Raw genomic sequence first — 24,780 nt, forward strand, 5'->3', positions numbered from 1 at the left:
GCGCGAGCCTAGCCCAGTTGGCTCCCTTCCTCTCGAGGGGGGAGAGGTGGCGCTGCGAAGCAGCGACGGAGTGGGGGTCGACTATTCATCGAATCCATACGAATGATCGGCTCATCAAAACGAACACTGCCGCTCAAAAATCGGTCGGCGCGCCGCCTTCAGCTGTGCGCTTCGCAACAAAGGCGTTGAGCTCCTCGCGGATGGCGGGATCCATGTAGGGCTCGTCATAGGACGCCAGCCGCTCCTTCCACACCTTGTTGGCCTTTTCCATTGCCGTTGGCGAGCCGGCTTCCGCCCAGGTCTCGAAATTGCGCCAGTCCGAAAGGATGGGCGAATAAAACGCGGTCTTGTAGCGGTCCTGCGTGTGCTGGGTGCCGAAGAAGTGGCCGCCGGGGCCGACCGACTGGATGGCGTCGAAGCCGAGCGCTTCATCGGAAAGGTCAAGCGGGGTCAGGAATTCGGCCACCATCTGCAACAGGTCGATATCCAGAATAGTCTTCTCGTAGGAGCAGCGCAGGCCGCCTTCCAGCCAGCCGGCCGCATGCATCATGAGGTTGCCGCCGCCCTGCACCGCGCCCCACAGAGAGAACACGCTTTCATAGGCTGCCTGCGCATCGACGGTGTTGGCGGCGCAGGTGTTGGAGGTGCGGTAGGGGATGTTGTAGCGGCGGGCGAGCTGGCCCCCGACGAGCTGTGCCTTCATGTATTCGGGCGTGCCGAAGGCCGGCGAACCGGACTTCATGTCGACGTTAGAGGTGAAGCCGCCATAGCCGACCGGCGCGCCCTTCCTGACCATCTGGGCGAAGGCAATGCCGGACAGCGCCTCGGCATTCTGCTGCACCAGCGCGCCGGCGATGGTGACGGGCGCCATGGCGCCCGAGAGGGTGAAGGGCGTGACGATGACGACCTGGCCCTTGCTCGACATCTGGATGATGCCTTCCATCATCGGCACGTCGAGCTTGAGCGGCGAATTGGTGTTGATGATGGTGAAGACGGACGGTTCCACGAGCAATTGCTCATGGCTGATGCCGCGCGCGATGCGGGTGATCTCGATGCCGTCGACATTGCGCTCCTTGCCGAGCGAATAGATGTGGAACACCTTGTCGGTCAGCGTGGCGAGGTCGCGGATGCATTCGAGATGGCGCACCGACGGGTGGATGTCAGTCGGCTCGACCGGATAGCCGCCCGTGCAATTCAGGATGTTGTGCATCTGCGCCAGCCGCAGGAAATTGCGATAATCCTGCTGGTTGCCGGGCCGGCGGCCACGATCGATGTCGGAGCAATTGGGCGCCGAGGCCATCATCGAGATGATCAGATTGTCACCGCCAAAGCGCACATTGTGCTCGGGGTTGCGGGCATGGATGGTGAATTCGGACGGGCAGTTCGACACCAGCTCCAGGATCATGTCGCTGTCGAAGCGCACGCGCTCCGAGCCCTCGCGTACGTCGGCGCCATGAGCCTTCATGATGCTGCGGGCTTCGTCGTGCAGGACGTCTACGCCAATCTCGCGCAACACCCGCAAGGAGGCGAGGTGGATCGATTCCAGCTCGTCCTCGGACACCAGCTTGGTCGGCGTCAGCGGATTTTTCAGTTGGCGGAAAGCCGGCTGCTCGAACGCGGCCGAGCCACCGGCGCGCTTGCCGGCGCGACCGCCGCGGCGGGCACGGTCGGGCGCCAATGCCGGTTCTGAGGGTTGTAGGGCGGCGGTCATGATGGTCCTCGTAGGATGCGATAACGGGCGGCATAATGGACCGGCGCCCCTCCGGCCATTGCGGAGGCGGCGACCACTAGAGCGAGGGAAGCGACATGCCGGAACGGCAGCCAGGTGGGCGCGACATCCGCCCTGGCCACGTCGGCGCGCCGGCAGGCGTCTGAGTAAGGCCGTCCGATGGTGCAGATTTAAAGAGGCGTTACAGTACCGTCTTTTACTTCTGACATACTTGCGCGTTGAACTGCTTTTGGAGGGACGCCATGCCTGACGTCGTCAAAGTGCGTGCCGCGACAAACAACGAAGTCGCGTTCCTTTCCTGGGATCTTCACGGGATGATCCCAGGCTGCCTCGGTTTCGAGATCGTGCGCCTCTATCCCGATACAGGCGAGGAGCGTTGCCTTGCGTCCTGGGTGCCCTTCAAGGGTCAGCGCAATCCCCGATGGATTCCTCAGGATACCGGTGTCTGGCCGGTGCAGAAGACATTCTGGCGCGATCTGACTGTCAGGCGCCGCCGCGACAGCATAGACGTCAGGCCGGACGGCGAAATGATCGCCTACCGCGTGCGTCCCGTTGGCGACATGAAGCCGGGTCTCGATCCCGTGCCGGTGCGCCCCGATCAGGTCGTCGACGGCAAACCCGCCTATACCGGACCGGCGCAGCCCCTTGGCTATCTTGGGCAGGGCGCGGTCAGTCCGCCAATCTTCCTGGGCCAAATGTTCGGCAAGGCACGCGTTGCCTTCACCAACGGCGTGCTTTCGACGCAATGGATGTCGCATGCGCTGGCGGAAGCCGGCATCAAGGTCGGCCAGCGCGACAAGATCAGGGCGGTGCTGCAAGACCCGACCAGCAAGATCCGCGCCTATCTGCATGGCGACGTGCCTGACGTGCTGACCAGCCTGTTGAAACGGGCCAAGGCCGAAGGCGGCACGGTCAGGCTTGCGCTCTATGAGCTCGGCGACGACGAATTGTGCGACGCCATCATCGCAGCCAGGGATGTAGTCGAAGTCATCCTCTCCAATTCCGGCAGGGATGACCAGACCAAGGCCTGGGATGCCGGCAACGCACCCTACAGGAAGCGTTTGCACGATGCAGGCGTCGTGGTGACGGACCGCCTGTTCAACAACAACCATATCGGCCACAACAAGTTCGTCGTCTACCGCGACACCCAGGGCAATCCGCAAGCGGTCATGACCGGCAGTACCAACTGGACGTCGACTGGCATATGCGGCCAGTCCAACAACGCTTTTGTTCGCGACGATCCGGCGATGGCGGAGGTGTTCGACGCCTATTGGGAACGCATGAAAGCCGATGTGTTTCCGCCACCGGCTTCGGAAAGTGCTGCCGGCCACGTCGTGCAGACGCAGGGCGTGCCGTTCCGCAAGGAGAACCACATCCCAAACCCGCTCAACGGCGCCTCGGTGGTGTTGGACGGCATGACGGTGTGGTTTTCGCCCAACGACCCGAACCGCAACAAGAAGGACATTTCGGTGCGTCCGGTCGACCTCTAGGACGTCTTTGCCCGCATCAAAGCGGCGAAGCGGGCCGTGCTGTTCCTGGTGTTCAACCCTTCGCTGCTCGGCGAAAATTCGATCGTGGACCAGGCGGTTGCGGCGGCGAAAGCCGATCCGAACCTCATCGTGCAGGGCGCGATCAGCGACGAAACGGCCATGCCCAACTATGTCGCTCCCACCAAGGATCCGGTCACCCACAAGTCGAACAAGGACGGCAAGTCGCCCTTTGTCTATCCGGAGAAGGTCTGGGAGGCCCCGAATGTCTCCATTGTACGGGCGGCGAACCTGACCGGGGCCACCATCGCGACGGATTTCCAGGCCGAAGTGCTCACCGTCGGCCACGCGATCGTGCACGACAAGATTGTTATCATCGATCCGATGGAGGACAACGCCACCGTCATTACCGGCAGCCATAACCTCGGTTACAAGGCGTCCTACGAAAACGACGAGAATTTGGTCATCGTGGAAGGCGACAAGACCTTTGCCGCGGCCTATGCCGTGCACATGCTCGACGTCTTCGACCACTATAAGTTCCGGGCCTGGCGCAGGACGATCGGCAAGGGGCCTTCCGACGCTGACGGGATTGCCATCGACGACAAGTGGCTGAAGCCCTATGCGGACGGCAAGAAAGGCGCAATCGCCCGCTACTTCCCGTAGCCGTCGCGTTCTGCATCCAAGTTCATTCGGGACCGATTGGCGTCGGCCGCCCGGTCGATTTCCTTGGTGCAAGGGGATCTCCGGTCCGGCTCTTTCTTTCCTCTGGTCGAACCAGTAGCTAGTCGTGCTTGCTGGCCGATGGCCGCACTGACATGGATGACGGCATGGTCGCGACCGGCTCGAGCGAAGGCGAAGCGGGAACGCAATGGGCGGCGCTCGCGGGCGTCACCGCCGCACTAGCCATGTTCGGAGCGGCGCAAGGGTTGAGCTCGCCGCTCTTCACGATCCTGATGCAGAAGCAAGGCATGTCGCCCGCCCTGATCGGCTTGTCGGCGGCGATGATGCCGGTTGGCCTGATTCTTTCGGCCTCTTTCGTGCCGGCTGCCGTGCGGCTGTTCGGGGCGCGAAACCTGGCCGTTGGCTGCTCGCTGACCGGGGCGATGTGCTTCCTGGCCATCTTCTGTCTGCAAGACTGGGTTGCCTGGTACGTCATCCGATTCATCATCGGCATCGTCATCAACCCGCTCTATGTGCTGGGCGAAGTCTGGGCGCTGTCGCTGGCGCCGCCGTCGCGGCGCGGGCGAGTGATGGGCGTGTTCAACACACTGATGGGCGCCGGCTATGCCGCAGGCCCCTTTACGCTCACTCTGGTCGGTATCGAGGGCTGGGCTCCCTTCAGCGTCGGCATCGTCGGTTTCCTGCTCTGTGCCGTCATTTTGCGCCTTGTCTCCTCGAAGCTCGCCGGTTTCGAGGATGACGGCCAGCCTGCCGGCAGCTTTGTCGGTTTTGCCCGGCTGGCGCCGGCGCTGCTGCTGGCGGTGCTGGTCTCGGCCGCCGTCCAGCAAAGCACCTATGCGCTGGTTCCCGTGTTTGGGGCGGGCTATGGCTTGCCGGAGGCGGTGCTCGCCGCGCTGGTGATGTCGCTGTCGCTGGGCAACATCCTTCTGCAGATCCCGCTCGGCCTGCTCGCCGAACGCTTCGGTGGCCGGCCGATGATCCTGGCCTGCGCGGTGGCGACGACCGTTTGCGCTGTTCTGCTCCCGCTGCTGATCACCACACCGCTGATCTGGGGCGTGCTTCTGGTGATGGGCGCGGTGGGCTACGGTGTCTATACGATGGCGCTGGTCGAACTCGGCAGCCGCTTCAGGGGTTCGCTGCTGGTCACCGGCAATGCGGCGTTCGCCTTGCTATGGGGTGTCGGCGGTATCGTTGGTCCGCCGGGCGCGGGCCTGCTGATCCAGGCGATCGGGCCGGTGGGTTTGCCAACCGTGATCATTGGCCTCGACGCTTTGCTGGTCGCGTTCGCGCTTTATAGATCGGCCAACCGCGGAGGCTCCTGACAGGGTCTGGCTGGAGCCGGGCATCCGTCCGGGCCGCGGGGCTTACCGCCGCCGGGCCGAACCGCTAAGTCTGCAACCGCGACAGCGTTATGGATCATGGATCTGGTGGATACGAGAAGCGACGAGACGATGCAATGGGCAGCGATCACCGGTGTGATCGCGACCGTGTCCGTTTTCGCCATCGCGCAGGGCCTGTCCTATCCGCTGCTGAGCTTCATCCTGCAGCGCCAGGGTGTCTCGCCCGCGATGATCGGCCTGTCGGCGGCGATGACGCCGATCGGGTTCATCGTCTCGTCGCCAATTATTCCAGCGCTGGCGAGGCGGTTCGGAGCAGGGCGCACGGCTCTGACTTGCGCGGCGCTTTCGGCTGTCGTGCTGGCGCTGATCGGCTGGACGCAGAACGTCTATCTCTGGTTTCCGCTGCGCTTGCTGATCGGCGTCGTGACCAACCCGCTCTATGTGCTCAGCGAAATCTGGGTAATCGCGCTGGCGCCGCCGGCCCGGCGCGGCCGCATCATGGGCCTCTATTCGACGATCATTTCCGCCGGCTTCGCGACCGGTCCGCTTTGTCTGCTCGCCGTTGGCACAGAAGGCTGGCCGCCGTTCCTTGTCGGCATTGGCGCCTTCGTGCTCTGCGGCATCTGCCTGGCGTCGGTTCTGCCACGGCTGCCCAGAGTAGACGAGGCCGGGCATCAGGTTTCGGTGATGGGTTTCATGCCGCTCGCCTGGCTGCTTCTGTCGGCGGTGGTCGTAGCCGCGGGCTTCGAGCAGGCGGTGCTGGCGCTGCTGCCCGTCTACGGCACGCATTATGGCATCGCGGAGGCTCGCATGTCGGCGCTGCTATCGGTCATGATCGCCGGCAACATCGCCATGCAGGTTCCGCTTGGCCTGCTGGCCGAGCGGCTGACGGCCCGTCTTGTGCGCTTCATCTGCGTCCTGCTGACGCTGTTTGGCTGCGTGCTTTTGCCGATGCTGATCGAAACGCCGCTGATCTGGCCTTGCGTCTTCGTCTGGGGCGCGGTGTCCTACGGCATCTACACGATGTCCATCATCGAACTTGGCGAGCGCTTCACCGGTTCGGCGCTGGTTGCCGGCAATGCGGCATTCTCCCTGATGTGGGGTGTCGGCGGCATCCTGGTTCCGCCGCTTACCGGTGGCGTTATGGATGGGATCGGCGCGGGTGGCTTGCCGCTGACGCTCGGCGCGATCTGCGCCGTGCTTGCGTTGGCGACGATTATCCGTCGGCGGGTGCGGTGAAGCAACGCCGCGAGGGCCGCAAAACACCGTATCGCACCTTGAATGTCAGCGCCGCCAACGCAATGTAGGCGAAGCCGTCCAAAATCCCGGAGACCTGCATGACCTCTTCGACGACCAAAGCCCAGCCCTTTCAGAAGACCGGCGATCCCTTCCTCTGGCTGGAAGACAGGACCAGCAAACAGTCGCTCGACTGGGTGCATCGCCAGAACGAGGTCACTGTAGCGGAATTGCAGGGCGACCCATCCTACCAGGCGTCGTTCCAGACGGCGCTCGACCTGATGACGGCCGAGGACAATATCGCGGTTGGCGCGGCAATTGCCGGTCATGTCTACAATTTCTGGCAGGACAAGACCAATGCGCTCGGCCTGTGGCGGCGCACGACGGTCGCTTCCTACAAGACCGACAAGCCCGACTGGGAGACAATCATCGACTTCGACCAGCTGGCTGCGGAGGAGGGGATAAAATGGGTGTTCGGCGGCGCCGTCAGGCTCTACCCCGATTTCAACCGCTGCCTGGTCTCGATGTCGCCCGATGGCGGTGACGCCAGCGCGATGCGCGAGTTCGACATCGCGGCCAAGTCCTTCGTGGAAGGCGGTTTTCAGGCACCGGCGTCGAAATCGGGCTTCGGCTGGCTGGACGAGGATACGGTCATCGTCTCGGCCGCTTTCGAAGAGGCCGACAAGACAGAGTCCGGCTATCCGCGTGTGGTCAAGCTCTGGAAGCGGGGCACCAGGCTGGAAGAGGCGACCCCGATCTTCGAGGGAGAGATCGAGGATCTTGCCGTTGGCGCCGGTGTCGAGTTCGACGGCGAGAAGCGTCACCTGTTTCTGGCGCGGACACTCAACTTCTTCGCATCGCACAGTTTCCTGCGGCTGCCTTCGGGCGAGAACCGCCGTATCCCGCTGCCCGACGACGTCACCGACACCTCGCTCTTTAGGGATCAACTGGTGTTCGGGGTGCGCACGCCATGGACGGCGCCGGACGGCACCGCATGCCAGCCGGACGGGCTTTACTCCTTCGACTTCGCGCATTGGATCGAAAACGGCGATTTTGGCGCCATCGAAACCTTGTTGGCGCCGGCGCACCGGGTTTCCATTGCCGGGCTCGCCAGAACGCAGGACCGCCTGTTCATCAGCTTGATGGACAATGTGCGCGGCAAGGTTCTCGTCTGCGAGCGCGAGCGCGGCGCCTGGTCGCTGAAACCCGTCGTGCTGCCTGAAAACGGCACTGTCGGCATCAGCCATGCCGAGCATTTCGGCTCCACCGTCTCCTTTTCCTTCACCGATTTCCTGACGCCAAGCTCGATCATCTGGTCCGATGACAATGGCGAGACGCTGGCGACCGTGAAATCGCAGCCGGCCCGCTTCGATGCCTCGCCGCTGATCTCGGAGCAGTTCGAGGCGCGCTCGAAGGACGGCACGATGATCCCTTATTTCGTCGTCAGGCGGCGCGACCAGAATGGTCCGGTACCGACATTACTCTACGGCTATGGCGGTTTCGAAGTGCCGCTGTTGCCCGGCTATGCCGGCGTGCGCGGCAGGCTGTGGCTGGAGAAAGGCAATGCCTATGTGCAGGCCTGCATTCGCGGCGGCGGCGAGTTCGGACCGGCCTGGCACCAGGCGGCGCTGAAAGGCAAGCGCCAGAACGGGTTTGATGATTTCGCGGCAGTGGCGCAGGACGTCGTCGAACGCGGCATAGCAACGGCTCAATCGCTCGGCATCCAGGGCGGCTCCAATGGCGGCCTGCTGACCGGCGCTTCCCTGACGCAGCATCCCGAGCTTTTCGGCGCCGTCATCATCGAGGTGCCGCTGCTCGACATGCTGCGCTACACCGAATTGCCGCCGGGCGCTTCGTGGATGGCCGAATATGGCGATCCGTCAAAGCCGGAAGACGCCAAGTGGCTTTCCGCCTATTCACCCTATCAACATGTCAAGGCCGATGCCGCCTATCCGCCGGTGCTCTTGACGACCTCGACCGCCGACGACCGGGTCCATCCCGGCCATGCGCGCAAGATGGCGGCCCGCCTGCAGGAGGCAGGACACGGCAAGACGCTGTTCTTCGAGGAGACCGAAGGCGGACATGGCGGGCGCGGCGACCGCCGGCCGCAGGCGGCGCAGACGGCGATGAAGTATGTCTTCCTGCAGCGCGCACTGAGCGGAAAAGCCTGACCTCATTCCATGGCCCCCCTGAGCAAAGGGTGGTTCACCTCGACCGCCCTTTGCTCTAAGGTACCTTCATGGCTCTCGCTACACTATCAGCTCGCGCATTCCGGGTCGCGGTGACACCGTCGTCACGCACGCTGCGCGCCGAGCTTTTGCGGCTGTGCGCCCGCATCGGCTATTCGCCGCCTGCCGTCCTCTGACGAATTCGCCCCGGCGCCGCCGGAATGATTTCAGAGGAAAGACCAGATCAATGACCTATCAGAATTATTCGCTGAAGCAGCTTCAGCAGATCGACGCCGCGCATCACCTGCATCCCTTCACCGACCATAAGGAGCTGCGTGAGGCAGGCGCCCGCGTCATCACCCGCGCCAATGGCCCGTTCATCTACGATTCCGAAGGGACGGAACTGCTGGACGGCATGGCCGGCCTGTGGTGCGTCAATATCGGCTATGGCCGCGACGAGCTGGCCGAGGCCGCCTATGCACAGATGAAGGAACTGCCTTACTACAATTCCTTCTTCAAATGCTCGACGCCGACGCCGGTGCTGTTGTCGAAGAAGCTGGCCGAGATCGCACCACGCAACGTGAATCAGGTGTTTTACGGCTCGTCCGGATCGGAGGCCAACGACACCGCCTTGCGCCTGGTGCGCCATTACTGGGTGCTTGAGGGTAAGCCGGAGAAGAACCGCGTCATTTCGCGCAAGATGGCCTATCACGGCTCGACCATTGCCGGCACTTCGCTCGGCGGCATGGATGCCATGCACAAGCAGCTCAACGGTGCGGTGCCCAACATCGTCCATGTGATGATGCCCTATGCCTACGAGCTGGCTCTGCCGGGCGAAAGCGACCACGATTTCGGCCTGCGCGCGGCAAAGTCCGTCGAGGATGCCATCCTCGAGGCCGGTGCCGACAAGGTCGCGGCCTTCATCGGCGAGCCGGTGATGGGCGCGGGCGGCGTCAAGATACCGCCGGCGAGCTACTGGCCCGAAGTGCAGCGCATCTGCCGCAAATACGATGTGCTTTTGATGCTGGACGAGGTCATTACCGGCTATGGCCGCACAGGTGAGTGGTTCGCGGCGCAGACCTTCGGCATCGAAGCGGACACCATCACCACGGCCAAGGCGCTGACCTCGGGCTATCAGCCTCTTTCGGCGCTGCTGGTTGGCGACCGCATTGCCTCAACGCTGGTCGAGAAGGGCGGCGAGTTCAACCATGGCTACACCTATTCGGGGCATCCAGTGGCTTGCGCCGTGGCCTTGAAGAACCTGGAGATCATCGAGAGGGAAGGGCTGGTCGACCGTGTCAGGAACGACACCGGACCTTATTTCGCTAGCGCGTTGCAGGAGCGTATTGCCGGGCATGATCTGGTCGGCGAGGTGCGCTCGATCGGCCTGATGGGCGCGATCGAGATCGTCAAGGACAAGGCGACGAAGGAGCGCTTCCTGCCGTCGGGGAGTGCCGCGGTGACGGTGCGCGACCACGCGATCGCCAACGGCATGATGCTGCGCGCCACCGGCGACACGATGATCCTGTCGCCGCCGCTGATCTGGACCCGCGATGCGATCGACATGGCTTGCGAGCGCATCGGCAAGGCGCTCGACCTGGCACAGGCGGACCTGCGCAAGCGATAGGAGCAAACCTCGATTGGGCGTTTTTGCGAAGAAACGCCCAATCCCGGAAATATGCGCTATGAGCGGGAACGAATTTCGCCTTCGGCGCGTAATGTAAGGGGCGGCCGATCCGGCCGCGACAGGGGATTGCCCACATGAGAAAGACCGGCAAAAGCCGACGCGTGCAAGAGGCGGCCAGCCTTGGCGCGGACCTGATGCTGGCGCCGCTGGTGGTGATGATGCGGCTGCCGCTGATGGCCATGGAGGCGCGAAGCGGCGAGCCCTGGAGCGCGGAGACGGCAATGGCTGTCAGCGAGAAGACCGTCGCCATGGCCGAGGGCGCGCTTGCGGCGCAAATGTCTTTCCTGCAATCGGCGTCACGTTTCTGGCCGGAGGTTCTCTCGGGTCGAATGCCGTCGCTGTTCAACGGCGTCGCGGCCGAACGGTCGATCAGCGCAGCGCTGAAGCCGGCCGGCCGCGCGGTGAGGGCAAATTTTCGCCGCCTTTCCACAAAGGGTTGAGGCGGAAGCCCCGGAACTTTTTTGCGCATCGTCGAAGTCTTGCGCTAGAACCAATCGGCATACACGCCGATGGGGAACAACATGGCCGGACAACCGCTCAACCAACCGGCTGAAATTCCAGCCGAACTCGATCGCTGGAACTGGGGCGCCTTCTTCCTCAACTGGATTTGGGGCATCGGCAACAGCACCTTCATCGCGCTGCTGGCGCTGATCCCGGTCGTCAACCTCATCATGATCTTCGTGCTTGGCGCGCGCGGCAGCCGCTGGGCTTGGCAGAACCGGGCCTGGCGCGACGCCGAGCAGTTCCGCAAGACGCAGCGCAATTGGGCGATTGCCGGCCTTGCCGTATGGGTGGTCAGTATCGGCGGTTGTGCGACGATGGTCGGCAGCATCCCTTTTGTGCTCAAAGGCAGCGACGCCTACCGCATGACCATGGACGCCGTCCGCGCCGATGGTCGGGTCAAGGGCGCCATCGGCGACGATTTGGCCGACAATTTCTGGGTCGGCGGTCATCTCAACGTCAATGCGAATGGCGCGGGCGACGCCCAGCTCAGCATTCCCGTCCACGGCGCCAAGGGCAAGGGCACCGTATATTCCCACCTGGTTCGCAATGCCGGCACATGGAGCACGCGCCTGCTCGTGGTCCGTGTGGACGGCGTCGATGCACCGATCGTGCTGACCAATGAAGACCATGTGCCGATCCCCGGTGCGGCGATCGGAATATAGACGGATCGTCGGTAATAAAGGGGCCGGAAATGCAAAAACCGCGCCCCATCGGGAACGCGGCTTTGCCAGATACGCATGGCGTTTCGCTACGAAGACACTTGCGAAACTTACGGGCTCCGGTACGCGAGACCTGATCCGGAGCGCCGGGCGGATGCGATATGTCCGCCTCGCAATCTGTTTTATAGGGACATCGTTACCGCGGAGTTATCGAGAGCTTAAGCAAATCTAAATTTGCGGCCTTGGTCCGGAAGAACCCGAAAAAAACTAAACCAAATCCGCTGCTTACGCCGAGTTGCCGCGCAGAAAATTTATTATGCCGGAGAAATCGGCGCCGCCATGGCCTTGGGCGTTGAAAAGGGCGTAGAGCTGCGCCGCTTCTGCGCCAAGCGGTGTCACCGCGCCCGTGCCAAGCGCTGCTTCCTGCGACAATTTCAGGTCTTTCAGCATAAGAGCCGCCGCAAATCCGGGCTTGTAATCCCTGTTGGCGGGCGAAGTGGGAACCGGGCCAGGCACCGGGCAATAGGTGGTCAGCGACCAGCACTGGCCCGACGAGGTCGAGGCGACGTCGAACAGCGCCTGATGCGACAGGCCGAGTTTTTCCGCCAGCACGAACGCCTCGGCGACGCCGATCATCGAAATGCCGAGGATCATGTTGTTGCAGATCTTCGCCGCCTGTCCGGCGCCGTCACCGCCGCAATGGACGATGCGGCCGGCCATCGGCTTCAGGATCGGCTCGGCCGCCGAGAAGGCATCGTCGGCTCCCCCAGCCATGAAGGTCAATGTTCCGGCCGTGGCACCACCGGTGCCGCCCGAAACCGGCGCGTCGATGGACAGCAGGCCGTGCTTTGCTGCGATCGAATGCGCCTTGCGCGCCGATTCGACGTCGATCGTCGAGGAATCGATGAACAGCGCGCCGTTCCTGGCCTTGGGAGCGATGTCCCCATAGACCGACAAAACATGCTTGCCGGCCGGCAGCATGGTGATGACCACGTCGGCATCCTTCACCGCCGCGAGCGCATTGGCCATAACGACGACGCCATGTTCGCGCGCGACCGCGAGGTTTTCCGGCATCAGGTCGAAACCGTGCACGGCATGCCCAGCCTTGACCAGGTTTGCAGCCATCGGATTGCCCATATTGCCGAGGCCGATGAAGGCGATGGTGGTCATAGTGGCGCTCCGTGATTGGGTAAGTAGGCAGTAGGCAGTAGGCAGTAGGCAATCTATTCCGGCGCAAGTTTGCTGATGAGTTGGCGGAGCATTTTTCCGATGCCCTCGGTTGCTAACAGCATGCGGTCAGCTTGATCATGCGTGGCAAGACCGATGCGCTCAGCGATCTGGAGATGGGTCTCCAACTCCTTCAGCGAGCCTTGGGCGATCCTGAGAAATTGCTGATATGAGCCTCGATTGTCCCGGCCATAACCTTCTGCAATGTTTGCGGGAATAGAGGTTGCAGAGCGGCGGATTTGGCTGGTAAGGCCATACAATTCCTCTTTAGGCCATGCTTTGGTCGAGGCGTATGTCGCGACGGCCAGATCCATCGCCTGCTGCCATACGATAAGATCCTTGTACGAATTGATCGTGCCGGTCATCTGCCTACTGCCTACTGCCTTTACCGTCCTATCAGGGCGCGCGCGATGATGACGCGCATGATTTCGTTGGTGCCTTCGAGGATCTGGTGCACCCTGAGATCGCGCACCAGCTTCTCGATGCCGTAATCATGCAGGTAGCCGTAGCCGCCCAGCAGTTGCAGCGCGTCGTTGGCGACGTTGAAGCCGGTGTCGGTGACGAAGCGCTTGGCCATTGCCGACCATTTGCCGGCGTCCGGCGCCTTGCGGTCGAGTTTGGAGGCCGCCGCATAGAGAAAGATGCGCGCCGCCTGCAACTCTGTCTCCATGTCGGCCAGCCTGAACTGCAGCGCCTGGAACTGGTTGATCTTCGAGCCGAATGCCTTGCGCTCGGCGGTATAGGACAGCGCCTTGTCGAGCGCCGACTGGGCGCCGCCCAGCGAACAGGCGGCGATGTTCAGCCGGCCGCCGTCGAGCCCGGCCATGGCGATGCCGAAGCCGGCGCCTTCGCCCGACAAGAGGTTCTCCGCCGGCACCTTGCAGTCCTCGAAGATGACCTGGCGGGTCGATTGCATGTGCCAGCCCATCTTGTGCTCATTGGCGCCGAAGGAGAGGCCGGGCGCATCCTTGGGCACGACGATGGTGGAGATGCCTTTCGGGCCGTCGGCGCCGGTGCGCACCATGACGGCATAGACATCGCTGTCGCCGGCGCCGGAGATGAACTGCTTGGCGCCGTTGAGGATGTAATCGCCGCCGCTTTTCACCGCGCGCGTCTTCAGCGCCGCCGCATCCGAACCCGAGCCAGGCTCGGTCAGGCAATAGCTCGCCAGCCATTCCATGGAGGTGAGCTTCGGCAGGAAGCGCTGGCGCTGCTCATCATTGCCGAACCGGTCGATCATCGAGGCCACCATGTTGTGGATCGAGATGAAGGAGGAAAAGGCCGGGTCGGCGTGCGACAGCGCCTCGAAGATCAGTACGGCGTCGAGCCGGCCGAGCGCGGAACCGCCGACATCGTCCCTGACATAGATGCCGCCGAGGCCGAGCGGCCCCGTCTCGCGGATCACATCGGCGGGGAAATGTCGCCTGCGGTCCCAGTCGAGCGCATTGGGCGCCAAGCGATCGGCGGCGAAGGCCCGCGCCATCTCCTGGATGGCACGCTGTTCCTCATTGAGTTCGAACTGGCTGGTGCTCGCATCGACCGCGGCGTCCATGGCGTGCTCCCTGTAGGCTGGCCAGCTAGCCCGCTGGCCTGTCGTTTTTGGCTTTGCGCGCGCATCAATCTAGACCAATGATGCCGCCGCGCAACCCGACCTATCGCGGAGCGGCTGTGCACCAATGCATGCCCGGAGCAAGATGTGACGACAAAATTCGATAAGCTGCTGGAAAAGTTCCACGCCTATCTCGCTTCCGTCGATGACGCTCTGGTGCGCGAGGCGGTGGCGCGTATCGGCTGGGATATGCCAGCCCGAAATTTGGAGCCGCACCGGCTTGGTTGTCTGCGCCATCTCGATCGCGCGGCCGAACTGGCGCCGCCGGATGCGGGGCCGCTGGTGCGATTGCTGGCCGAGCAGCGCAACGAACTGCATTGGGGGCAGACCTACACCGAGGCTGATTTCGGCAGAGCCTTCACCGACAATTACGGCTGGCTGGAAATCTTCGGCACGCGCGGGCACTTCGTCAACGAAGAGGTCGCCGCCGGGTTGCTGATTCTCGGACCCGGGATCGTCTATCCCGACCATCATCATGTCGCCGAGGAAATCTATATTCCGCTGACCGGCGGTACGGAATGGCGCATGGGCGAAAGCTGTTTTCGCAGGCGGGAGGCCGGCGAGGTCGTCCACCATGCCTCCAATATCAACCACGCCATGCGGACTGGCAAGGACCCGCTGCTGGCGCTCTACATATGGCGCGGCGGGCCGTTGGCGCAAAAATCCACGATCACCGGCACCGCGACGCAGGGCAGGGGCTGATGGCCAGGGCGATCATGCTGCAAGGCACAGGGTCGGATGTCGGCAAGACGGTGCTGGTCGCAGGCCTGTGCCGCGCCGCGAAAAAGCGTGGCTTGCAGGTGCGGCCGTTCAAGCCGCAGAACATGTCGAACAACGCCGCCGTCGCCGATATCCCCGGCGACAACAACCATGGCGGCGGCGAGATCGGCCGCGCGCAATGGCTGCAGGCGATCGCCTGCGGCGTGCCGCCATCGGTGCATATGAACCCGGTGCTGCTCAAGCCGCAGACCGATGTCGGCGCGCAGGTCATCGTCCAGGGCAAAGTGTTCGGCGAAGCAAGGGCGCGCGACTACCAGGCGCTGAAGGGCCGGCTGATGGATGCGGTGCTGGAGTCCTGGGGCCAGGTCTGCGAGGGCGCCGACCTGGTCATCGTGGAGGGCGCCGGCTCGCCGGCCGAAATCAACCTCCGCAGCCGCGATATCGCCAATATGGGCTTTGCCACGCGCGCCGATGTGCCGGTGGTGCTGGTCGGCGACATCGATCGCGGCGGCGTCATCGCCTCGGTCGCGGGCACGCATCTGATCCTGCCGGAAGAGGATCGGCGCATAATCGTCGGCTATCTCATCAACAAGTTCCGGGGCGATGTTTCGCTGTTCGATGACGGCATCGAGGCGATCGAGAAGTTCACCGGATGGCGCTGTTTCGGCGTCGTGCCGTGGCTGAAGGCGGCGGCGCGGCTGCCGTCGGAGGATTCCGTGGTGCTGGAGCGGCTGGCATCCGGCGAGGCGCGCGCGCTCAAAGTCGCGGTGCCGATGCTTGGCCGCATCGCGAATTTCGACGATCTCGACCCGCTCAAGGCCGAACCGCAGGTCGAGGTGGTATTCGTGCCGCCGGGAAAGAAGCTGCCGGCCGATGCCGGGCTGGTGGTCATTCCCGGCTCCAAGTCGACGATCGGCGATCTCCTGAAGTTTCGCGAGAATGGTTGGGATCGGGATCTTGCGGCGCACCGCAAGCGCGGCGGCCATGTCGTCGGCATCTGCGGCGGGTTCCAGATGCTCGGCCGCATGGTACGCGATCCCGACGGCATCGAAGGCTCCGTCATGGAAGCCGAGGGGCTCGGCCTGCTCGATGTCGAGACGGTGATGGAGCCGGAAAAGACGGTGCGAAATGTCAGCGCCCGGTCAGTGCCGTTCGGCCTGCCGCTCGAAGGCTACGAGATCCACCTCGGCCGCACCACGGGTCCGGACACCAGGCGCCCGTCGGCGATCATCAATGGCGCCGAGGATGGCGCGATCTCGGCGGACGGCAAGGTGATCGGCACTTACATGCATGGCCTGTTCGGCGCCGACGGCTTTCGCGGGAAATTTCTCGAAAGCCTAGGCATCAAGGGCGGTGGCCTCGACTATCGTGCCGAAGTCGAGCGGGCGCTGGACGAAGTCGCGGCCGAGCTGGAGACCCATCTCGACTGCGACGCGATTTTTTCGCTGGCGCGTTGAAGGTCGGGCCTTCTCGCTGGCCTTCGGCCAGTACGTGCCGAACGACCAGACATCTCGATTGGCATTGCCCATCCTTCCGCCAAGCGAATCTAACAGAGCCCGCATTAGAATCAAAAACGCCCGGCTTGGCCGGGCACTCTCAGTCCCCGCTTGTCGAGGGAAACTTGTCAGGCGCCGCGCATCAGGCAGCCGGCGGCCAGCACGATGTAGGCGATAAGAACAATCCACACCGATGCGATCGGAATGAACGCGAGGACGCCAAGCGCGGCAAGAATGCCGATGATGGCGATGACAACGGAGATGATGAAAACAATCTGGGTAGGCGCGCTGAGATTCATGTCTGGCTCCTCCAACATGATTCGAACATCAGCACTGTAACAGGCGCGTGATCACAGACCAATCATGACACGCAACGGGTTGGCCGGATCGGCCAGCAGCTTCACCGCCAGAGCCACGCAGACAATGACCAGCAGCGGCTTGATCAGCTTGGCGCCGATACGCATGGCCAAGCTCGCGCCGACGCGGGCGCCGAGGAATTGGGCGACGCCCATCATCAGGCCAATCTTCCATGAGATGACGCCGACAGCGGCAAAGATGATGAAGCCGCCGATGTTGGAGGCGAAATTGAGCAGTTTGGTGTGCGCCGTTGCCTTGAGCACGCCGTAGCCGGCGAGCGTCACGAAGGCCAGCATGTAGAAGGAACCGGCGCCCGGCCCGAATACGCCATCATAGAAGCCGATGGCCGGCACCACGGTCACGCCGAACAGGAAGGGCGACAGGCGCTCGGCCCGGTCGACATCGTTCATGTTGGGCTTGAGCGCGAAGTAGAGCGCAATGGCAATCAGCACCAGCGGCAGGGCCGCGCGTAACAGGTCGCCGGGCACGACCGTGGCCAGCAGTGCGCCGATGGCGCCGCCAGCGAGGGCAAGCAGCGCCGATGGCAACTGCCGGCGCAGGTCGACATGGCCTTTCGAGGCGTAGTGGATCGTCGCCGACCCGGAGCCGAACATGCCTTGCAGCTTGTTGGTTCCAAGCGCCTCGACCGGCGAAAAACCGGCGAGCAGCAGCGCCGGAATGGTGATCAGCCCGCCGCCGCCGGCAATCGAATCGACAAAGCCCGCGGCAAAGGCGGCGAAAGCGAGCATGGCGATGGTCTGGGCGGTGAGGTCGATCATCTGATATGTCGAGATGTCCGTCGGCTGCAGCGCGCGTTCGACCACGGCCACCCCGTTTGCGCAAGGCCGATTCCGCGCTAATTCTGTTGACGAGGAATCGGAAAGGGGCCGTTCATGGCATTCGCATTGCTGGACCAGATACGCTCGATCTTCGACGGCGACCCGGGCGTGCGCAAGGTCGCGGACGATCCCGTCCTGTCGGCGGAACTGCTGATGCTGTTCCGGATGATCCTGGCCGATGGCACGGTGAGCGAGAGCGAGATGATCGCCTTCCGGCGCATCTGCAAGGATGCTTTCGGCATTCCGGAAACCAGCATCGACGCCGTGATCGAATATCTCAACGAATTCGGCTACGAGACCAACGGCTCGCAGGCGATCGCGCTGTTTCGCGACCTCGACGTCGGGCGGCGCAAGCAATTGGCGCAGCACATGGCGGAAATCGCCAAGGCGGATTCGCAACTGGCCGAGACCGAGGTGCGCCTGTTGCGCCGCACGCTCGATTTGCTCGACATCAGCCCGGTCGATGTGGTGAAGCCGGAAGAGTAGCGGGCGGATCGGCAACTCACCCCTGTTCCTGCATCCGTTTCGCGATCGCCCGGCGCAGATCCGGCGCCGCAGCGACAAGCGCCTTGGCCGCCTCTGATTGTGGCTGATCGAGCACTTCGCTCGTCCTGCCGCGCTCGACGATCTTGCCGTCATGCATGACAAGCACCTCATCCGTGATGGCGCGGGCGACGGCCAGGTCATGAGTGATGAAGAGATAGGCGATGCCGAGTTTCCGGTTGAGTCCGGCGAAGAGGTCCAGGATCTGTGCACGAATCGAAACATCGAGCGCCGAGACCGGCTCGTCGGCGACGACAAGCTTGGGGCGCGTGATGATGGCGCGGGCGATCGACAGGCGTTGGCGCTGGCCGCCGGAAAATTCGTGCGGATATTTGTCCATGTCGCGTTGGTCGAGGCCGACCTCGTGCAGCGCATGCGCCACCATCTCGCGGCGCTCGGCGCGCGTCGGTTTTTTCTCCAGGACATGCAGGGGTTCGGCGACCAGTTTTTCGACCTTCTGGCGCGGATCGAAGGAGCCGTAGGGGTCCTGGAAGACAACCTGCATATCGCGCCTGGCCGGCTTCAGCTCGGCCTCGCTCCTGCCGGTGATGGGTTCGCCGCGAAAGCGGATCACGCCCGAACTCGGCCGGTCCAACGCCAGGATCATGCGGGCAAGGGTCGACTTGCCGCAGCCGGAGCGGCCGACCAGCGCCACCGACTGGCCCGGCGCCATCGACAGGGAGACATCGTCGACCGCAAGTATGTCGGGCGCGCGCCTGAACAGCGAGATGCGCCGGCCGGGGTAGTCGCGGCTGACGCCCTCAACCTGCAGCAAGGGTTGGTCCATCCCGACACGATGAGGCTTGGCGCGCGCCGGAACATGCATCGAGGCCTGCGCCAGCTGGCGCGTATAGGGATGGAACTGTTCCGAGAGCGTACGCGCCGTGTCGCCGGCGTCCATCACCTCGCCATGGCGCAGGATGGTGATGCGGTCGGCCATCTCTGTTACGACAGCGAGATCATGCGAGACCAGCAGCAGACCCATGCGGTTCTCCGCCACGAGATCGCGCAGGAGGTCGAGGATCTGTGCCTGCAGCACCACGTCGAGCGCCGTCGTCGGCTCGTCGGCGATCAGCAGCTTCGGCTTCAGCGCGCAGGCGATGGCGATGACGACGCGCTGGCGCTGGCCGCCCGACAATTCGTGCGGATAGCGCGACAGCGGGAATTTCGCTTCGGGCAGGCCGACGCGGTCGAGCATTTTTCGCGCCCGCTCCTCGGCGTCGGCACGGCTTGCCCTGGTGTGCCAGCGTATGCCTTCGGCGACTTGTTCGCCGATCGTCTTGACCGGATTGAGCGCCGTCATCGGCTCCTGGAAAACCATGCCGATGTCGTCGCCGCGCAAGGCACACATCTGGTCCTCGGTCGCGCCGAGAATATCGATGCCGTCGAATGTGATGCGCCCGGTGGCGCGTGCGGCATGGGGCAGGAGCCGCATCACCGTCAGCGCGATCATCGATTTGCCGGAGCCGGATTCGCCGACCAGCCCCATCACTTCGCCGGGCGCGACGGAGAGCTCCATATCTTTCAGGATCTGTGTGTCGCCGATGACCAGCGACAGATTATCGACTTCGAGCAGGCTCATCGCTGCCGCCGCGACTTCGGGTCGAGAATGTCGGCGATGCCGTCGCCCAGAAGATTCAGGCCGAGCACGGTGACGACGATCGCCATGCCGGGGAAGATCGCCATCCACGGCGCCACCACCATGCGCGTCTGGGCGTCGAACAGCATGCGGCCCCAACTCGGCATTGGGGGCTGAGCGCCGAGGCCGAGATAGGAAAGCCCAGCTTCGGCCAGGATGCCCAGCGCGAACTGGATTGTGCCTTGCACTAGGAGCAGCGTGGCGATGTTGGGCAGCACGTGTTCGATCGATATCTGCGTGCTGCTCTTACCGGCGGCGCGCGCGGCAAGGATGAATTCACGCGGCCAGACGGCCAGCGCGCCGGCGCGGGCGACGCGGGCGAACACCGGAATGTTGAAGATACCGATGGCTATGATCGCGTTGACGGCGCCCGGCCCGAAGATGGCTGTTATCATGATGGCCGACAGCAGCGCGGGGAACGCGAAGACGAGGTCGTTGATGCGCATCAGCGCCTCGTCGACGAGGCCGCCGCGCGCGGCGGCGAAGGCGCCAAGCGGCACGCCGACACCCATGCCGATCCCGACGGCGACCAGCGCCACGGCGATCGAGTTGCGGGCGCCAACCATGATCATCGACAGGATATCGCGGCCGAAATGGTCGGTGCCGAACCAGTGCGCCAGCGAGGGACCTTGCGTCTTGTCCGCTATGACGAGCCTCGTCACATCGAAGGGTGTCCAGACATAGGAGACGACAGCCATCGCCAGGATCAGCACGGTGATGACGAAACCGGTAACGAAAGCGGTGTTCCCAAACGCCTTGACCAGGATGCCGCGGAACGTCTCGTCGGGGATGTCGATGCGCAGCGTCATTGCCGGGTCCTCAGGCGGGGATCGACCACCGCATAGGAAAGATCGACGACGAGGTTGACGGCAATGACGGCGGCGACCAGCAGCATGACGACGCTCTCGACGACGATCAGGTCGCGCTGGGTGATCGCCTGGAACACCAGCCGGCCGAGTCCGGGCAAATAGAAGACATTTTCGATGATGATGGTGCCGGCGAGCAGGAAGGCGAACTGCAGGCCAAGGATGGTCAGCACCGGGATCATGGCGTTGCGTAGCGCGTGCCGCCACAGCACGGCTCGATAGGGCAGGCCCTTGGCGCGGGCGGTGCGGATGTAATCCTCGTTGAGCACCTCGATCAGCGCCGAGCGGGTGACGCGCGCCAGGATCGCCGCTTGCGGCAAGGCAAGCGCCACCGCCGGCAACAGCAGCGATTTCAGTACCGGCCAGGCGCCGGCGCCCCAACCAGGAAAACCACCGGCCGGGACCAGACGCAGCCAGACGGCGAAGACATAGATCAGCATCAGCGCGAACCAGAAATTGGGCACGGCAACGCCAAGCTGCGCGACGCCCATTGAAATCGTATCGCCGGCCCGTCCGCGCCGGCTGGCCGAAAACAGGCCGACCGGAATGGCGATCAAGGTGGAGAGCGCGAGCGCGATCAGCGCCAGCGGCAGCGAGACGGCCAGCCGTTCACGCACGAGATCGATGACCGGGACCGAGTAGGTATAGGAGCGGCCGAAATCGAGGGTGAGCAAGCCGCCGGCCCAGTGCAGATAGCGCAGTACGATCGGCGCGTTGAGGCCCATCTGGTTGCGCAAGAGTTCCACTTGGTCGGCACTGGCGTTCATGCCCAGCATCAGCCGCGCCGGATCGCCGGGGAGGATCTCCAGCACGGCGAACACCACCATCGAGGCAAGCACCAGCGTGGCTAAAGCGACGGCGAGGCGCTTGAGGAGGTAGGCGCTCATGGAAGGCGAGGGAGTGGCGCGCGCACCACGAACCTCACTCGCTCCACTTCACCTTGGTCAGGTCATTGGCCTGGATCGGCGCATTTTCCCACAGGCCTTGCAGCTTGGCGTCCCAGACACCGACCTTGGGCAATTCGTAGAGGAAGCCGACCACGGCGTCGTCGGCCAGGATCTTCTGCGCCTCGCCAAGCAGTTCCTTGCGCTTGGCCTCGTCGGAGGTGAGGTTGAGGTCGGCGATCACCTTGTCGAAGGTCGGATTGTCGTAGTTGAAATAATAGTCCTTGCGCGCATAGATATCGATGTCGTTGGGCTCGGTGTGGGAGACGATGGTCAGGTCGTAATCCTTCTTGGTGAACACCTGGTCCAGCCACTGCGCCCATTCGACCGGGATGATCTCCAGGTTGATGCCGACATCGCGAAGTTGCGAGGCGATGATCTCGCCACCGAGCCGTGCATAGCTGGGCGGCGGCAGTTTCAGCGTTGCCTTGAAGCCGTTCTCCAGCCCGGCCTCCTTCAGCAGTTCCTTGGCCTTGTCGACATTGTGTGGATAGAGGCCGGTGAGGTCGACATAGTCCTTGTTCGCCGGCGACATATGCGAGCCGATCGGCAGGCCAAGGCCGGCCGAGGCGCCGTCGATGATCGCCTTGCGGTCGAGCGCGTAGGAGATCGCCTGCCTGACCTGCAGCTTGTCGAAAGGTGGCTTCTTGTTGTTGATCGAGAGGATGGTCTCGCCTTCGGTCGAACCGATCACCACCTTGAAACGCGGATCGTCCTTGACCTGTGCGAGGCTGTCGGGATCGAAGAAGGGGAAAGCTTGGATGTCGCCGGACAAAAGGGCCGGCACATAGGCCGCGGCATCCGGCACGATGCGGAACTCGACCTTGGCGAGGAAAACCGGAGCGCCCCAGTAATGGTCAGATTTGACCAGCGTGATCGATGATCCCTTGGCCCAGTTCTGGAACTTGAACGGGCCGGTGCCAACCGGGTTTTCCTTGTTGGTGTCGGCGGATTTCGGCGACACCATCACCGCGTCGCCCCAGCCCATATTGTAAAGGAAGGATCCTTGCGGGTTTTTCAGCGTGACGTTCACCGTCGCCGGATCGATGACATCGACCTTGTCGATGGCCGCGAACAGGCCCTTCTGCGCGTTGACCGAATTGTCGGCGCGGGCACGGTCGAGCGAGAATTTCACGTCATCGGCGCTGAAATCGGCGCCGTCGTGGAATTTGACGCCGGTGTGCAGCTTGAAGGTGTAGACCTTGCCGTCATCGGAAATGGTCCAGCTTTCCGCCAGATCCGGCAGCACTTCGCCATTGGGTCCGATCCGGGTCAGGCCCTCGAAGACATTGGCGTAGAGCACTTCCTTGATCGCCGCAGCGGCACCAGCGGTTGGGTCGAGATGCGGCGGTTCGAGCGGAATGCCGATGACCAGGTCGGTTCGGGCCGCAAAGGCGGAGGTTCCAGCGGCCAATGCGAGAACCGCGGCGGCCAGAATGGTTTTCCACAATCTCATCGTGCAACTCCCCATGCGTTCAGGACACGTGCTCAAGCCGGGCGATAGAAGCGTGATTTCGCGTGGGAGTAAATTGCGTTTCGTGCTGCCAGGCAGGATGGCTGGGAATGTTTTTGTCGTGCCAGCCCTGTCGGCGGGCCGAAGCTTATCGCGATGCAGGGGTTATCCCGTGGCCGTGCCGCGCAGCAGCACGTTGAGCCCGATCGCCATCACCTTGGCCGATTCCACCATGTCCGATATGCCGACCCACTCGTCCGGCCGATGGGCGAGGTCGAGAATGCCCGGGCCATAGGCGATGCAGTCGTGGATATGTCCGATGCGGGCGATGTGCTTCTGGTCGTAGGTGCCGGGCGAAATGACGTAGTCGGGCTCGCGGTCGAAGATCGCATGAATGCCTTGCGCCACCGCCTTGACGACGGGCGCGTCGCGCTCGGTCATCAGCGGCAGTACTTCCATCAGATCGCGGATCTCGTAGTCGAATTTTTTGCGCTCGCGCTTCAGCCGGTCGAGAATGCCGGTCACTTCGGCTTTGACCGTGGCCAGATCCTCCTCGAGAAGGAAGCGGCGGTCGATGGTCAGACGGCAGGAATCGGGCACGTTGGGGGAGGGCAGGCCGGGGCGGAAATCCTCGGTCTGGCCGCCGTGAATGGAATTGATGTTCATGGTCGAGCGCCTGGCGCCTTCCGGCACCACCGGCATGCGCGTGATCTTGCGGTCGAGTGCCGGGAACAGTTCGTTCTCGAATGCCTGCAGCACCGCGCCCATATGGCGCACCGCATTGTCGCCGAGAAACGGCATCGAGCCGTGCGCGATCTCACCCTTGGTCTCGATCTCCGCCCACCAGACGCCGCGATGGCCGAGGCAGATGCGGTCCTTGTTGAGAGGCTCGGGAATGATGACGTGATCGACCCTGGGTTTCGAGAAATAGCCGAGGCCGGCCAGGTGGGCGACGCCGCCGAAGCCGCCGGATTCCTCATCGACCGTTCCCGAGATCTCGATGGCGCCCGGAAAGTCGGGAAAGACTTCCAAAAAGGCTTCGACAGCGATGATGGAGGCGGCGAGGCCGCCCTTCATATCGCAGGCGCCGCGTCCATAGACCTTGCCATCCCTGACGATGCCGGCGAACGGATCGACGGTCCAGCCGTCGCCGGGTTCGACAACGTCGATATGCGAATTGAAATGGACGCAGGCACCAGGTGACCGTCCATCAAACCGCGCAACGACATTGATGCGCGGATAGCGATCGGTGTCGCCGGGCGTGCCGTCGGCGCGGATGAACTCGGTCTCGAAGCCGCTCTTCCTTAGCCGCGCACCGATATAGTCGGCGCATGGCCCGTAGGCTTCGCCGGGTGGATTTATGGTCGGAAAGCGGATCAGGTCGGCGGTCAGCGCCACCAACTCGTCGCGCCTGATGTCGATTGCCTTGAGGAGTCGCCCGTTCATGCCGCGAGTTGAGCAGCGATCCCAGTGGTTTTGCAAGCCCGTGATCAAACCCGTGCAACGTGTCGTTGTGGCAACTATCGCGGGAAATCGTTCAAATTCACTGCTTTGGATTGGCGAATTGGTCAAAGACTGTGTGTTATCTGTTCACCG

The 24,780-nt window shown here is 63.3% G+C and carries 22 protein-coding genes; 11 read left to right on the top strand and 11 right to left on the bottom strand.

Annotation, left to right across the window (positions count from 1 at the left end):
- Nucleotides 1–133: 133 nt before the first annotated feature.
- The gene (locus LB557_RS28510) at nt 134–1,711 is read right to left on the bottom strand and encodes a trimethylamine methyltransferase family protein (RefSeq protein WP_224643637.1); all 1,578 of its coding nucleotides are present in this window, start codon (nt 1,709–1,711) and stop codon (nt 134–136) included.
- 260 nt (nt 1,712–1,971) lie between these two features.
- Here LB557_RS28510 and LB557_RS28515 point away from each other — a divergent pair, with 260 nt between their 5' ends.
- From LB557_RS28515 to LB557_RS28550, 8 genes are all read left to right on the top strand, one after another.
- Nucleotides 1,972–3,219 carry a phospholipase D-like domain-containing protein gene (locus LB557_RS28515; RefSeq protein WP_224643636.1) on the top strand — a complete coding sequence of 416 codons (1,248 nt, stop codon included), beginning with the start codon at nt 1,972–1,974 and terminating at the stop codon, nt 3,217–3,219.
- A 15-nt stretch (nt 3,220–3,234) separates the two neighbouring features.
- Nucleotides 3,235–3,879 carry a phospholipase D-like domain-containing protein gene (locus tag LB557_RS28520; protein ID WP_224643641.1) on the top strand — a complete coding sequence of 215 codons (645 nt, stop codon included), beginning with the start codon at nt 3,235–3,237 and terminating at the stop codon, nt 3,877–3,879.
- 164 nt (nt 3,880–4,043) lie between these two features.
- A complete protein-coding gene (locus tag LB557_RS28525; protein WP_224643635.1) occupies nt 4,044–5,219 on the top strand; it encodes an MFS transporter in 1,176 nt (391 codons plus the stop codon).
- A gap of 96 nt (nt 5,220–5,315) precedes the next feature.
- Nucleotides 5,316–6,476, top strand: a complete 1,161-nt coding sequence (locus LB557_RS28530; protein WP_140615956.1) for an MFS transporter — start codon at nt 5,316–5,318, stop codon at nt 6,474–6,476.
- A 98-nt stretch (nt 6,477–6,574) separates the two neighbouring features.
- On the top strand, nt 6,575–8,644 hold the full coding sequence (locus LB557_RS28535; protein ID WP_224643634.1) for a prolyl oligopeptidase family serine peptidase: 2,070 nt from the start codon (nt 6,575–6,577) through the stop codon (nt 8,642–8,644).
- A 244-nt stretch (nt 8,645–8,888) separates the two neighbouring features.
- The gene (locus LB557_RS28540; RefSeq protein ID WP_224643633.1) at nt 8,889–10,268 is read left to right on the top strand and encodes an aspartate aminotransferase family protein; all 1,380 of its coding nucleotides are present in this window, start codon (nt 8,889–8,891) and stop codon (nt 10,266–10,268) included.
- A gap of 134 nt (nt 10,269–10,402) precedes the next feature.
- A complete protein-coding gene (locus tag LB557_RS28545) occupies nt 10,403–10,768 on the top strand; it encodes a hypothetical protein (RefSeq protein ID WP_224523117.1) in 366 nt (121 codons plus the stop codon).
- Nucleotides 10,769–10,849: 81 nt separating this feature from the next.
- Nucleotides 10,850–11,494, top strand: coding sequence for a cytochrome c oxidase assembly factor Coa1 family protein (locus LB557_RS28550; RefSeq protein WP_224643632.1), 645 nt, complete (start codon nt 10,850–10,852; stop codon nt 11,492–11,494).
- Between the two features lie 282 nt (nt 11,495–11,776).
- Here the strand turns inward: LB557_RS28550 and mmsB are convergent, their stop codons facing one another.
- The 3 genes from mmsB to LB557_RS28565 are packed head-to-tail and all read right to left on the bottom strand — an operon-like array spanning nt 11,777 to nt 14,270.
- On the bottom strand, nt 11,777–12,661 hold the full coding sequence (gene mmsB / locus LB557_RS28555) for a 3-hydroxyisobutyrate dehydrogenase (protein WP_224643631.1): 885 nt from the start codon (nt 12,659–12,661) through the stop codon (nt 11,777–11,779).
- Nucleotides 12,662–12,714: 53 nt separating this feature from the next.
- On the bottom strand, nt 12,715–13,083 hold the full coding sequence (locus tag LB557_RS28560; protein ID WP_224643630.1) for a four helix bundle protein: 369 nt from the start codon (nt 13,081–13,083) through the stop codon (nt 12,715–12,717).
- 20 nt (nt 13,084–13,103) lie between these two features.
- The gene (locus LB557_RS28565) at nt 13,104–14,270 is read right to left on the bottom strand and encodes an isobutyryl-CoA dehydrogenase (protein WP_224643629.1); all 1,167 of its coding nucleotides are present in this window, start codon (nt 14,268–14,270) and stop codon (nt 13,104–13,106) included.
- A gap of 144 nt (nt 14,271–14,414) precedes the next feature.
- Here LB557_RS28565 and LB557_RS28570 point away from each other — a divergent pair, with 144 nt between their 5' ends.
- Nucleotides 14,415–15,029: a dimethylsulfonioproprionate lyase family protein gene (locus LB557_RS28570; RefSeq protein WP_224643628.1), complete on the top strand. Its 615-nt coding sequence runs from the start codon at nt 14,415–14,417 to the stop codon at nt 15,027–15,029.
- Nucleotides 15,029–16,504 carry a cobyric acid synthase gene (locus LB557_RS28575; protein ID WP_140723862.1) on the top strand — a complete coding sequence of 492 codons (1,476 nt, stop codon included), beginning with the start codon at nt 15,029–15,031 and terminating at the stop codon, nt 16,502–16,504. The genes LB557_RS28570 and LB557_RS28575 overlap by 1 nt, the downstream gene beginning before the upstream one ends.
- Nucleotides 16,505–16,671: 167 nt before the next feature.
- Here the strand turns inward: LB557_RS28575 and LB557_RS28580 are convergent, their stop codons facing one another.
- The gene (locus LB557_RS28580) at nt 16,672–16,842 is read right to left on the bottom strand and encodes a hypothetical protein (RefSeq protein WP_023769888.1); all 171 of its coding nucleotides are present in this window, start codon (nt 16,840–16,842) and stop codon (nt 16,672–16,674) included.
- 51 nt (nt 16,843–16,893) lie between these two features.
- Nucleotides 16,894–17,679, bottom strand: coding sequence for a TSUP family transporter (locus LB557_RS28585; protein WP_140724190.1), 786 nt, complete (start codon nt 17,677–17,679; stop codon nt 16,894–16,896).
- Nucleotides 17,680–17,793: 114 nt separating this feature from the next.
- Here LB557_RS28585 and LB557_RS28590 point away from each other — a divergent pair, with 114 nt between their 5' ends.
- Nucleotides 17,794–18,225 carry a TerB family tellurite resistance protein gene (locus LB557_RS28590; RefSeq protein WP_015317458.1) on the top strand — a complete coding sequence of 144 codons (432 nt, stop codon included), beginning with the start codon at nt 17,794–17,796 and terminating at the stop codon, nt 18,223–18,225.
- Between the two features lie 16 nt (nt 18,226–18,241).
- Here the strand turns inward: LB557_RS28590 and LB557_RS28595 are convergent, their stop codons facing one another.
- From LB557_RS28595 to LB557_RS28615, 5 genes are all read right to left on the bottom strand, one after another.
- Entirely contained in the window at nt 18,242–19,864 is a 1,623-nt protein-coding gene (locus LB557_RS28595) for an ABC transporter ATP-binding protein (RefSeq protein WP_224643627.1), read from the bottom strand.
- A complete protein-coding gene (locus tag LB557_RS28600; protein ID WP_015317460.1) occupies nt 19,861–20,730 on the bottom strand; it encodes an ABC transporter permease in 870 nt (289 codons plus the stop codon). The genes LB557_RS28595 and LB557_RS28600 overlap by 4 nt, the downstream gene beginning before the upstream one ends.
- The gene (locus tag LB557_RS28605; protein ID WP_224643626.1) at nt 20,727–21,674 is read right to left on the bottom strand and encodes an ABC transporter permease; all 948 of its coding nucleotides are present in this window, start codon (nt 21,672–21,674) and stop codon (nt 20,727–20,729) included. Before LB557_RS28605 ends, LB557_RS28600 begins: the two co-directional genes overlap by 4 nt.
- A 34-nt stretch (nt 21,675–21,708) precedes the next feature.
- Nucleotides 21,709–23,187: an ABC transporter substrate-binding protein gene (locus tag LB557_RS28610; RefSeq protein WP_224643625.1), complete on the bottom strand. Its 1,479-nt coding sequence runs from the start codon at nt 23,185–23,187 to the stop codon at nt 21,709–21,711.
- 162 nt (nt 23,188–23,349) lie between these two features.
- Complete coding sequence (locus LB557_RS28615; RefSeq protein WP_224643624.1) at nt 23,350–24,630, bottom strand: acetylornithine deacetylase/succinyl-diaminopimelate desuccinylase family protein; 1,281 nt, start codon at nt 24,628–24,630, stop codon at nt 23,350–23,352.
- Nucleotides 24,631–24,780: the final 150 nt, after the last annotated feature.

Source organism: Mesorhizobium sp. BR115XR7A (genome assembly GCF_020165315.1).
Taxonomy (GTDB): domain Bacteria; phylum Pseudomonadota; class Alphaproteobacteria; order Rhizobiales; family Rhizobiaceae; genus Mesorhizobium; species Mesorhizobium australicum.